At 46.7% G+C, this 12915-nt stretch carries 9 protein-coding genes; 4 read left to right on the top strand and 5 right to left on the bottom strand.

From position 1 onward, the window contains the following. Positions 1 to 80 precede the first annotated feature (80 nt). From MKY01_RS02295 to MKY01_RS02280, 4 genes are all read left to right on the top strand, one after another. The gene (locus MKY01_RS02295) at positions 81 to 911 is read left to right on the top strand and encodes a histidine kinase (protein WP_339285206.1); all 831 of its coding nucleotides are present in this window, start codon (positions 81 to 83) and stop codon (positions 909 to 911) included. Between the two features lies 1 nt (position 912). Next, positions 913 to 1569: a response regulator transcription factor gene (locus tag MKY01_RS02290; RefSeq protein ID WP_036616682.1), complete on the top strand. Its 657-nt coding sequence runs from the start codon at positions 913 to 915 to the stop codon at positions 1567 to 1569. A 207-nt stretch (positions 1570 to 1776) separates the two neighbouring features. Then, the gene (locus MKY01_RS02285; RefSeq protein ID WP_339285204.1) at positions 1777 to 3492 is read left to right on the top strand and encodes a copper resistance protein CopC; all 1716 of its coding nucleotides are present in this window, start codon (positions 1777 to 1779) and stop codon (positions 3490 to 3492) included. A gap of 423 nt (positions 3493 to 3915) precedes the next feature. Further along, the gene (locus MKY01_RS02280; RefSeq protein ID WP_255319812.1) at positions 3916 to 4692 is read left to right on the top strand and encodes a YcnI family protein; all 777 of its coding nucleotides are present in this window, start codon (positions 3916 to 3918) and stop codon (positions 4690 to 4692) included. 226 nt (positions 4693 to 4918) lie between these two features. Here MKY01_RS02280 and MKY01_RS02275 read toward each other — a convergent pair whose 3' ends face one another. The 5 genes from MKY01_RS02275 to MKY01_RS02255 form a co-directional block, all read right to left on the bottom strand. After that, positions 4919 to 5191 carry a hypothetical protein gene (locus MKY01_RS02275; protein ID WP_017691024.1) on the bottom strand — a complete coding sequence of 91 codons (273 nt, stop codon included), beginning with the start codon at positions 5189 to 5191 and terminating at the stop codon, positions 4919 to 4921. 51 nt (positions 5192 to 5242) lie between these two features. Beyond that, positions 5243 to 6535, bottom strand: a complete 1293-nt coding sequence (locus tag MKY01_RS02270) for a hypothetical protein (protein ID WP_127547983.1) — start codon at positions 6533 to 6535, stop codon at positions 5243 to 5245. A gap of 31 nt (positions 6536 to 6566) precedes the next feature. Beyond that, a complete protein-coding gene (locus tag MKY01_RS02265) occupies positions 6567 to 6848 on the bottom strand; it encodes a hypothetical protein (protein WP_017691026.1) in 282 nt (93 codons plus the stop codon). Positions 6849 to 7245: 397 nt separating this feature from the next. Continuing rightward, on the bottom strand, positions 7246 to 9462 hold the full coding sequence (locus MKY01_RS02260; protein WP_076319548.1) for a peptidase domain-containing ABC transporter: 2217 nt from the start codon (positions 9460 to 9462) through the stop codon (positions 7246 to 7248). Beyond that, positions 9455 to 12865: a type 2 lanthipeptide synthetase LanM family protein gene (locus MKY01_RS02255; RefSeq protein ID WP_339285202.1), complete on the bottom strand. Its 3411-nt coding sequence runs from the start codon at positions 12863 to 12865 to the stop codon at positions 9455 to 9457. The genes MKY01_RS02260 and MKY01_RS02255 overlap by 8 nt, the downstream gene beginning before the upstream one ends. Positions 12866 to 12915: the final 50 nt, after the last annotated feature.

Below are 12915 nucleotides of genomic sequence, written 5' to 3'. Positions count from 1 at the left end.
GCTTGGGTTATAATGATCCCATCCCTGTATAAATAAAGTACCTAAATAAGCTAATCCTAGATCAAAGGAGTTCTGCATTCATGTCCTATAAACAAATTAAATGGATGATTCTGCTGATCCCCACATTCACGGTTGGCATCTGGGAATACATTCGCCATCAGTTTCTGATGCCATACCTTTCGATGGATGCTGGAAACTGGTTAACACCCGTCATCGTTTACCTCGTCAGCGTGACTCTGCTCAGCCGATTGTTCCACATGCTCGAAGGTGCCAGGGCTGCTCTGGAGCAGGAACGTGCAGCAAAAGCAGCGCTGGAAGCTCGTGACCAATTGGCACGGGAACTTCACGACGGCATATCTCAGTCTCTTTTCCTGCTCTCCGTGAAGACCGATAAAGCAGGCCGTAGTCTAGCAGGGAGCGGACATGAGCATGAGATCCAGGAGATTCAAAAAACCGTGCATGAAGTCAATACATATGTAAGGCAAGCTATTGCCCAGTTGCGTTTTGTTCCTTCCTCTACGGTAACATCAGAAATTATTTCACTGCATGCGCAGGTCGAAGTGCTCGTCAAGGAAACGGTACCTGGTGCACAGATTCATTGGGAACTCAAGGGTGTAACGTTCTCTGCCAAGGAACAAGTAGAACTGCTCGCTTGTATCCGGGAGGGACTACTGAATGTACGCAAACATGCGCAGGCTACCCGCGTTCAGGTTCATGCGGAAGGTAACCCAATTGCCTGGTTCATTTATATTCAGGATAATGGGAATGGACTAAGTGGAGATCCTATTCATCTGAAGGATCGGTACGGACTGCGAATTACGAAGGAGCGTGCTGCCGAGATGGGTTGGTCTTTTACCCTCGATTCAAGACCGGGGCATACACGAATGACGATAGGAAAGGAGCATACTTAACATGGAACATGTACGTGTATTGGTTGTTGATGATCATGCGCATGCGCGTGAAGCGATCTGTAGCATTTTATCCGAGGACAGCCTGTTTGAAGTGATTGGTACAGCTTCGAATGGACAGGAAGCGCTGGAGCTCACCGGACAATGGATGCCCGACCTGATCCTGATGGACGTGCAGATGCCGGGCATGGATGGGCTGGAAGCCACCCGTCAGATCAAGCTGCGATTCCCTTATGTTATTGTTGTTATGGTCACGGTATCGGATGATGTGACGTTTCTGTTCGAAGCACTGAAACAAGGCGCTCAAGGCTATTTGCTCAAAAATCTAACGCCTTCCACCTGGCTTGAATACCTGCGCGCCATCGTCAGTGACGACGCACCGCTCAGTAAGGAACTGGCCTACCGGATTTTGCAGGAGTTCCCCGCACCACGCAGTGAAGATGTGCAAGATAACCCGCTAACGGCGCGGGAACTTGAGATTCTGCAATGGGTATCCGCGGGATATACCAATCGGGAGATCGCCGATCAACTCGGTATTTCAGACCAGACGGTGAAGAATCATCTCAAAAACATTTTGCAGAAGCTCCAGCTTGAAAACCGGGTACAACTCACCCGCTACGCACTAGAGAGCGGGCTTGCAGGACGTAAACTTCGCAAATAAACATTGTTAATTCGGAGTCAATGATGCTTCCGACATAGGTGAGAAATGACATAGCATTCATGCTTTTGTCACAATTATGTAGACCAAATCGTTTTTTTATAGCCCAATGTAGTCATACGCAGTCATTTTGGACAAAGTTATAATGGGTTAGATTGTGTTTAAGGACCATGAATGACTACAAATCTATAACCTGAGGGTGATGATTTTTTGATTTTTACACGCTTTACCCTGAAATGGGGCAAACGGCACTGGGCATTGGTCACCTGTCTGTTGCTCGTATGTTGCCTTGTTATGCCACAGTGGGCATCTGCCCATGCTTATATTGTTAAGGCTTCGCCAGGAGAAAATGAGATCCTCGTAGCTGCTCCGGAGCGGCTGACGCTGGAGTTCAACGAATCCTTGCAGACGGCCTTTTATGATATCAAAATAACCGGCCCTGACGGCAATCAGGCAGACGATGGAAATGTAAAGATTGATGTGGATCGCCCTCATATTCTGGAGACTGGCCTGCAAGCTGGACTCGGGAACGGGACTTATGCCGTTAACTGGAAAGCTGTATCTGCCGATGGACACCCAATTCAAGGGGCGTATGTTTTCCATATCGGTGAACCATCCGGTTCTCCTGCCGGACTGAGTGATCTTACATCCGGTTCCGGTTCAACAGGTGGGCCGCTGAAATGGATTGTATCCCTGACAGACTGGATTCAGTATCTCGGATTGTCTGTCATTCTGGGGACACTTGCATTCTTACTGCTGCGAATCGCACCGACATCCATGACAAGAGAACCTATGGACGTTCCGGGCAGCTACAGATTGTTATGGATCAGTTATGCTGCTGCTTCCTTTGCCGCTCTGGTCAGCCTGCCACTGAATACGTTATATGAATCTGGTGTGGCTCTGAACGAACTAAGCTGGGCACTGATCGGAAGTGCGCTCAAGCTGACATCCTTTGGTCAGATCTGGATGTTACAGATACTCATTGTAATGCTGCTGGCCGTCACGATTCTCTCCGGATATGATCGCGATCGATCCATCCGTGCTCGCATCTGGTCTTCCTATGGCTCACTTGTGCTCGTGCTTGGATGGCTGTTCACGCATGCCATGACGGGACATCCGGCTGCGGCGGATCAACGTGCTCTCGCGATTGCCATGGACTTCGTGCATCTGATCGGTGCCGCTTTCTGGATTGGCGCACTAACCGCCATGGCGATATGTTTGCCTCCACTGGCGGATAAGCTACCATCGAAGGTGCGAGGAGAGGTCTACTGGGTTGCTATTCGCAGGTTTACCGCCTGGGGAATTGGCGCCGTAGCCGCTCTGGTTGCTACAGGGATATACAGCAGTCTGATTATTCTACCAGCACCTGTGCTGACTTCCCTGTTCACTACAGCTTATGGCCTTGTCCTGATCGGCAAGATCGTCCTGCTTATTGTAATGCTTGTCTTCGCCTGGCGTCATGCCAGATTGGCAAGAGCAGCAACGGGAAGCAGATTATCCGGCAGCCTGAAAGCGGAACTTGCCACCGGTGCTGTCATTCTCGCTCTTGCTGCCGTACTGACACACCTGTCTCCAGGACAACCCGCTGCGGTCGGACCGTATCAGGAGACAAAGACTACAGAAGACGGCTCGGCGATCACACTTCAGGTGAGTCCCAATATAACGGGAGAGAACCAATTCGAAGTTGATGTGAAACGGGCAGATGGAAGTATCGTTAACGATCTGGAACAGATCACACTGTCACTCACACATCTGGACATGGATATGGGGATCTATGAGATTACCATTCCGAAAAACGACACCGGTGTGTACAAGGCTGAAGATTATATCTCCATGCCTGGACGTTGGAATATCAAGGTACATCTCCTGACCAAGACGTTGGATGCACTGGATGCCGAATTTGAGATCAACACCGCCAAGCCATAGTTACACAACGTTTATATTGAAAAGTGACCCAATCTAAAATGAGTGTTTCTACAAACTGCAAATGTAGTGGAGGGAACGAATTGATTTTGGAGAAGCGAAGTTAAAAGCTTTCTGATCTACACGAGAACGGAGAGGACAGAAATAGCGTGAAGAAGCGAAGCGTTCGCCTAAAAGCTTTCTGAAAGAAAGCTGCTTCGGAAGCATATGCTATCCCCGGATTTTACCCTTTAAGAAAAGGGAATCAAAAAATCTGGGGATAACAGCGATCGGAAGGTTATTCTGTCATCGAAGTAACAAGTGTAACCTGCTTTTGATCACTCGAAAGAACCAATCGTAACCGAAACGGCCTTTGCAGAACGTAGACACTCATTTAAGAAAATGGGCCGAATCATATATGATAAGAACTGAGAGGGGTTATTTATTTTGAAGAAAACATCATGGATTTCCAAACTAACATCCACTATCGCAACAGGTACCGCAGCATTCATGTTATTCGCCGGATTCGCTAGCGCTCATGTTACCGTTAGCCCATCCGTTGCACAGACAAGTGCATGGCAGACGTACACCATTAAGATTCCATCCGAGAAAGAACTGCCTACAACCAAAATCACCATGAAAGTTCCGGAAGGTGTTGCATTCAAGCAATATCAACCACTGGCAGGCTGGAAAATCACCACAGAGAAGAACGATTCCAATGAAGTAACATCAATTACGTGGGAGATTGACGGCGATAACGAAGGCATTCTGGCAGGACAATTCCAGCAGTTCAACTTCGTTGCACAGAACCCTAAGGCGGAAGCTGAAGTAGCTTGGGATGCATTCCAATACTACAGCGATGGCAGCATCGTAGAATGGACAGGCCAACCAAGTGATGCCAACCCGCACAGTATCACAACGATTAGCGAAGATCCGGCTGCTGCTGGTAATGCTGCGGTAGGTGGAGGTCATGCCAACGATGGACATGATAGTGCAGGTACAGAAGGCGCCACTGGAGATAATGCAGCTACCGACGATAGCAAAGCAAACGATGACACCACGCTGGGCGATGCACTCAATGACACCGTTACAGGTGAACCAAACAACACGGATACAGACCCGGGTACGCTGAAGCTTCAACAAGCAACATTGATCGTATCCATTCTGGCCCTGATCTTGTCCTTCTTGGGGATTGCGTTGGCTACACGTCGCAAAAAACGTTAAGAACTACTTACAGTTTTACGAAAACCTGAGAAAAATTCAGATAACAAAAAGCCTATGGCATACGGGTTCAAACCCGATATGCCGTAGGCTTTTTAGCTATCATCATTTTGATTGGCTACCCATGTTCTTTACAATCCGTGGTTAAGGCACTAATCATGCCGCTCCACGGTCACACTCTTATCCACGCTGATTACCATCCGCAATTTGGCATCAGCCTTACCACCCTTTAGCGTTCCTGATCCGTCTGGATCATGATCTCAATGTATTGCAGCAAGCTTTTCTTCTGCTGTTCAATGGATTGAATACGTCTGGACAGGCCCGCAAAAAACTCTTCAATCTGCTGTCTTGTATGATCTGCCGACTGGCCTTTCCAATCGTTCAGCCGACTGTATAGCGCCCGCGCTTCTTGCTCATCGGCTTGCAGACGGGCAAGCAGCTGTGTCAGTTCTTTTTCCGCAATTCGAAGATCATTCAATTCCACCAGCAATTGTCCACCCACTCGTGTTCCCCTCCCCTATGTACGTGATATCAACGCTAGCACCCAGAAATCCTAATTAAAATGAACCGGACTCTCGTCCGCCTGCCGGAAGGCATCCGCCTTCTCATCAATAAAGTTCAGGAACTGGCTGGTATGTTTCATATGCCATGTGCTAAGTTCTTGAATCGACGCGTCCAGTTGGGTGACAATGGGCTCCAGCCTGCGACTGCGACTTGTATGCAGGTATTGAGCCATGCGGGTTCGCACCTGGTTTAGCTCCGCATTGCATTGTTGTGCATTTTGCTTCCACCGCGAAGCGACACTTTTCAGTTCTTCCGGCGTTACCTGAATTAGTCCGGAAGCTCCCCCCACTGAGCCAACACCTGCAACCATCTTGTTAGTCTGCACACCAAAGCTACGCATAACATCCGCAAGCTCCGTCATGATATTGGAAGGTTCACGGGGAGTTTTATTGATTTTCTCACCAGTGGTAGGGTCGTATAGATCATTGGAAATATAACCATTCTCGAACTGATACTGCTTCAGGTCGTGGTATTCCTTCCCACCAAAGGTGTTACCCATCTTATCTCCCATGCTCATGTTGTCATTCATGTCCTTGTAATTAGAGTTGATGTAATACATGGAACCAACATGACGATCATAGCCACCAAAGAATCCACTGGCAACAAAGTCACCCGGGTGACCAAAGTTTACGATCTGATTATCGAATCCACCCTCTTCTGCCTTGCGTTTCAGTGATGGAGTCAAGCTGGATATTACAGATGGCGCACTAAAGGTTACTGCCATCATTCCCGTATGCGCTGCTGCATACTGAGCATTTCCGCCGCCTAATGAATGCCCTGTCAGAGAGAAGTCCAAATTCTTGTATTTGTTCTGCATATCCTTCGCGTAGTCTTCTGCTTCGTACATTTGATTTGGAAAAGGATTCAGCTTTTTATCAATCTGTCTATCCAGCTCACCCACCGCATTATCCAAATGAGTCAGTCCGGTGACGTCTTTTACCTTTTGAATTCCACCTGATAACCAATCGGGTGTGAAATCGGTAGATTGTTCAATTTTTCTGCCCAGTTCGGGGATCGCAATCTGACCATCCGCCAGAAAATCAGGCCCTTTACGATCCCATCCGGCACTTCCTTCTGTTCCTCGGTAAGAAATGACCGCCTGCCCCGTTTCCGGATTGTAAAAAGTCACTGCGTCAAACCCGGAATAACCGTTGCCATGCGTATCCTCAAGCACTTGCCAGCCTGGTAGATTCGCATATTCAGTACCTGCTTTGGCATTTTCATAAGCCAGTTCCGACATCAGACGGTATGTTTCATCATCAATTCTTGGTGTATCCCCCATGTTATGTTCACCTCCCAAAATTCAATACAATCTACTTGGCAAAAGGATCGTAGCCTTTCTCAATGATGGCTGCCTTGATGGCAGGGCTCATTCCAAAATTTTTGATTTTTTTATCGTTATAGTCATAGGAAATAGTGAACTCCTGATCCTCCTGCTCTACCACATGCCCTTCCATTGCAATCGAGTCCAGTGCCATTTCGGGTAGCAACTCCTTGCTTGTAATGACAACGTTCATCTCATACTTGTCTTTGAAATATTTGACCGCTTTTGCTTCTGCTTCTTGAAAAAGTGCCTGTTTCTCACTTTCTTTCATGTTCTGACAGCCTCCCAAAATAAAGATAGATAGCACAATTAGTAAGAATACACATACCTTTTTTTGTATTGGCCTCATACCAATCACCTTCTTCTTATGATTTCAACGTATATGTGCACCCAATGAATCAGGATCATTCACCCATGCCTTCTGCTTCTGTTAACTGAATCATAGTACAAAATCAACATGACCACATCGGCTGAGAGCATCGTTTTTATGTATCTTTCTTCCTAATATGATTCATACGCGTGTTCGCGTGTATATTACCCGATTTCCTGAATTTTGCATCAGTTTAGCTTCTCGGATTTTCCATATATAACAAAAAAGCATTCTCTTCAACACATATTGTGTAGAAAAGAAAGCCTTTTGTCTTCCGTCAACATCATCCTCACTAGCCTCATCCATACTGTCTGGCCCCGGTTTCATCCAGTTGTTCACACACGAGATCATTGTAGGATTTACACCGTCCAATCAATTCATCATGTGTTCCAGCATCCACGAGTACACCCTGATCCAGTACATATATGGTGTCCGCGCTTCGAATGGTACTGAGTCTGTGAGCAATGATAATCTGGGTGCATTTCAACATATTCAGATTATGGGCAATCGTCGCTTCTGTAACAGTATCCAAAGCACTAGTTGCCTCATCCAACAGAAGAACTTTGGGTCTGCTTACCAATGCTCGCGCGAGAGCGACACGTTGCTTCTGCCCTCCAGACAGATTCGAACCCGCTTCAGAGATCAGTGTGTTATACTTCATTGGCATCTTCTCAATATCGTCATGAATATCCGCCAGCTTCGCTGCGAACATTACATCCTCCAGCGTTGAACCCTCTGCATGTAGCCTGATGTTGTCATACACGGTGTTGTTAAACACAAAGTTATCCTGAAGCACGATACTGATCTGGCTGCGAATATCCTGCTGCTCCAGTTCTTCTACAACCACGCCGTCAAAATAGATATTACCCTGTGTGGGCGTATACAGCCCTACCAGCAATTTCGCCAAGGTACTCTTTCCTGAGCCTGATTTGCCAACCAGAGCGACCCTTTGCCCTGCTTTAATCGTAATATTAATATTTTTCAGCACATCTTCCCCGTAGTCGGTATACCTGAAACTGACCTGATCAATTGTAATATCCCCATTCAGCTTTACATCTCGGAGGGTCGGTGTTTTCTTCTTGAATTTATTACTTTCCTCGGCTTGAATGACATCATAGATACGATCCAGCAGCGCATCCGCCATCACGAACTCGTTCAGCATCAAAGCAAGCGAGTTCAGCGGCCCCAGAAACAGCGCGGCCAGGGACTGGAATGAAACGAGCATACCAAGTGTCATATTCCCCTGCATAATCTGATATAGTCCCACCAGCAGAATGAGCATCGGAGTCATAAAACTCAGCGTATTCGTCACGGTATTTACTCTTGTCTGAAAAATAGCTTTTTCCTTGACCGTTGCGAGCTGACGCATGAATAGTGCTCTCCATTTTTCCCCGGTACGCTCTTCAATCCCAAGTGATTTGATGGTCGAGATGCCTTCCAACACTTCCGTCATGAATGATCCAGCCAAACTTTGGGCAACAATTTGGGTCTGTGTCAGTTTCTTGAATCTGCTACGTGTGTATACAAAAACAAGAATTTGAACCAGTCCAACACCAAGCAGTGTAAAAGCGATCAAACGGGACTGGATTACAATATACGTGAAGGTCACAACAATTAAAAATAGATTGATCAGCGTAGAGATCATCTTCTGGGACAAAATCTCTCGAATGGTCGTATTGCTATTAATCCGTAGCATCAAATCCCCGCGCGAACGAATTTCAAAATATTGATAAGGCAGTTTGAGCATATGAGAGACAAAGTTTGTCGTCAGTTGGGAATCCAACAATTCCTGAAGCCGTACGATGCACATATCCTTCATATAACTGAAACCGATCTGAAATAGGGTTAACAGCACAATGCTGGTGATCAGGACAGGAAATAACGAGTAGCCCTCACCGCTAGTGGCCGCATCAATCGAAACCTGCATCAAGAACGGAAAGGCCACCGAAACCAATTGTAGCCCCAGAGCAAGTAGAACGGTCCAACCAAAATATTTTTTGTTACTGCGAATCAAATCCTTGAAGTACGCCACTTTACTAATCTTTTTCTCGGACAAGGGTACAAAGCCCTCATCCGGATATACGAGCAAAAAAATACCTGAATATTTCTCCGCAAACTCCTGCGTACTGATAACCAGCCTTCCCAAAGCCGGATCAACAATAATGAAGTGCCCACTCGTCTTGATCCGCTCAAGCACGACAAAATGATTGTCCTCCCAGAAACAAATGACTGGCAGAAAATCATTGTTAAGTGATTCAACAGGCGCTTTTTTGGCTATCCCTTTCAAGTGATAGGTCTGAGCAACCTCTTTCATTTTGAGCATGGAGCTACCATCCCTGCCGTTTCCCATCATTGCAAAACGTTCCCTCAGATCGGTGAAATCAGCTTCATAGCCATGATATGCGAGTAACATGTGCAAGCAACTGGGACCACAATCATATTGATTCATTTGCAGTTTGACAGGGATTTTGCGTTGTCTCTTCCGGCGCAGACGGAATACAGGCCGTTCAGGCATGATGCTGCCCCATATGGGATGACTGCTCCATAGTAGTCATCTGCTGCTGAGCGGACGCCGTTTCCATAGCGTATGTCTGAGCCATATCCCTTATCCCCTTGCCCTTTGGTCCTTCCATCATCAGTACTGAAGGCAGGTCACGATTGTACAGTCGGAGCAATTGATATCCAATTCCGGCAAGCCCTAGCATCAGTCCCGGGATTTGCTGACGACCCGGAATGCCGCATCTCCAATGATGGTTATCACGTCTCACCTGTGTCACAATGTAATTTGCCATCTGAACCGAGAACTCCTTCAACTCTTCATCCTGCAAGTAATCGGCTGCGAGAAGGAACAGCTCCAGATTGCCCATATCCCCATGGCAGAGCGAATAGCTAACTTCTGTAAACCCTTCTTCCATCGTCTTGGCTAACGCCCTGCGGATATCTGTCTCTATCGTATCCATAGCTCCCAATGACCTCAATTGCTGCGCTATCCCTACGCGGGCGATCCCTAGACCGGGTGCGCCATTACACCAGTACATAACATAGTGTTCTTCCGGCATGTTGCCATCGGTGAACCGCAGATCTTTCCAATTGTTTACTTCAGGGCTGTAGAGGGCTTCCTCATACTTCAGTCCTTCCATACAAGTTTCAAGATAGGCTTTGTTGCCTGTAGCACTGTATAGACGAGCCAGACTCAGACAGATACCTGCGTTGCCATGTGCAATACCGCTAAGTGGCGTTTTATTGATCGCTGACGTCACCCAAGCCATACCTTGATCCATCGGCTGGGCAAGATCCAGCAATCGGTCTGCGCATCGCACAGCCACATCCAGCGCTTTTTGCGATTGGAAGCTCGTATACATATCCACACATGCCATCAATGTGCCCGCACAACCTGAGATCACATCCAATTGCTGATCACTATCAATCATATCGTCCAAGATATCGAGTAATTCCAGCGTATCCGGGTTGATCCCCGGCTCGGAACATACGTTAACTTTATGCACCAGCAGATAGAGAAGCGACCCGTAGCCAGTGAACAATGAGATGTTTTTGTCGATGCTTTTGCGAATCATTTCCCAGGCAGTCTGAATGCACAGATTAACCATCTGCATATATTTGTGGTCACCTGTCTCCTGACTCAGATACAGATAGAAATAGGCAATACCGGTTACCCCGTTATATAACCCCAACTCGGAAGATTTGTAGATCAGCTTCTCGTCTGCATCCATACCCATACTAATCCATGACACCGAAAGACCTTCATCTCCCATAATAGCAATATCTTTTATGTACTCCCCAATCCTCACGGCTTCTTGCAAATATTCTTCTTTGGTCATGTGTATTTGATGTTCATTCAATATTTCCGGTCGGACGCTTTCCGTGCTTTTCTCCATGGCGAATGAGCGTTCCAGGACATATTTAGTCTGGATTGTACGCTCGGTAAACTCCCATTGCATATCCATGTCTTTGGGATTCATCGCCCGCACTTTATCCGCGGTCTGCGTTAAAATATCGGAGGAAAACACGCCGTCAATCGCTTGGTTGTCGTAGTGGTGGAACAACATTTGCTCACCGATAAACGTCTGGAACATGGGTACATCGCCGTGCAATAGATCATGGCACTCATATCTCACCAGTTTTTCACGATCACGATCCTGCCGCACAATCATCCACATCATGTCGAACAACAGATTCTTATCCAACCCGTCTCTGAGATATTTCGGATGGGAACTGGCTTCAATCAGCGTAAAATACGTAACGGTCGGACGAACAATGGTACGTACAGCACAACCATGGAAGTCATTGCGGACTGTTGAGATAAATGACTCCTTTTGCTCCATAATAGCACTGTATATGCGATAGAAACCCTCCTTCAAACTTTGGATATATCGCTCAGGTTTAATGGGTGTATGTTCATATGAAGGCAAATGACTAAATCGACTCACACTCACCTTGCTTCGTTGGATTCTCATGGTATCGGTGTTTTTATCATGAATCTCATACGTATTGAGTACCTGATCCACATCCCCTGCAAGTCCGCTCAGATCACTGTGATACAAAGCGTTGGAATCCAACGTTGGTAACATGCTCGTTTTTAACACGGAATTATTCAATATCGAAAGGGTCTTCTCCAGCGCTGTATAGTGTGCCTTCTCCTCCTCATATTTGAAAGGTTGATTATGCAACAGTGATTCCAGATCGACGAAGAAGGGATGCTCGCCCTGAGCAACAATGTTCTCCATATGCATGTCTGTTGCATTAACGGCATACAAAATAGCGAGATACTGCCCCTGCCGTTCAAAAAAGCGTTCCGCTCCCTCCAGACTGTTGACTTCCTCATAGGGAATGAATTGCTGCCAGCCATATTCGGTGCGATCCAGCGATTTGGCAATACGGAAGGGTAATCCTATTCGCTGATCGTTAAACCATTGCAACAGACTGGCAAAAGCGGTGTCGATGGCCATGTTCCTAGGTTTGTACATGACATTGACCCCCTCGGCAAATGCCAACCGCAATACACTAGCTCCACCGTTATGGGAATCCCCGAGAAATACGATATCCTCCAGCTTATCCAGCTTGAAATCAAAAAAAGATTCCAGTTCACGACGATCTCTTGTCAGCCGCTCCAGAACACGCATCATATTCAGACTGATCCGAAGAGTGTGCTCGACAAGTCCTCGTGCAAGAACAGGATATTCCAGTAGTAAGGAGAGAATCTGATCTCTAGACTGCATGTTCTGGTTCACAAAGTGCAGATACCGCTGCCGGGAATCCTCACCTCTCAATTCATCTTGCAATCTCGCTTTATTTAATTCATAGATTAGTGTCTTGGCAGACATGTGGAACACTTTATCCGAGACGGTCTTCAGAACAAGCCCAGTAACACGTCGTTTGTCCAGCCATTCATATCCATCATTCAAGCCGTCCGTCATGATCTGAATGGATCGTTGCAGGAAGGGTCTAGAAAACTCAAAGAACGGGATTTCTTCCGTATTCCCCTCAATAAAATATTCGATCTCCAAATGCTCATTCTCCAGAAATGTGCTGCAGAGTTCCTGATGCCAGGGCATCTGCACAAAGTCGTACATGAAGCCTGTATCGTTAAACATAGCCTGCACCGTCTCCATATTCATGGATTCAGCCTGGAAGCGATTGGACAATAGCTCCTGGTCCTGAAAAAACTTTTCAAGCCATTTCTGCATCCTTTCCGACTCGGAAGTGTGCTCCACAGGCATGTCCCCATGCTGAACGTCAGCAGTTATATTTTTTTCATTTATATCAACAGCAATTTCCTCGCTAAATAAGAGATCATTGGGAACTTGGGCAGCATATCGCTGCACAAACTGCTTGTATTTCTCCGTTAAGTAGAGTGCATCACTCCACCGGGAGTCATGTAACCGCTCCTGTATGTTCATCGTTTTATCTCCCCTTCTATTGGATGGTTCGTGCCCAAAACCTCATATAA

It is taken from the genome of Paenibacillus sp. FSL R5-0486 (assembly GCF_037975155.1).
GTDB classification, from domain to species: domain Bacteria; phylum Bacillota; class Bacilli; order Paenibacillales; family Paenibacillaceae; genus Paenibacillus; species Paenibacillus amylolyticus.
Note: the sequence above shows the minus strand (reverse complement) of the source record. Positions and strands in the feature narration are given on the sequence as shown.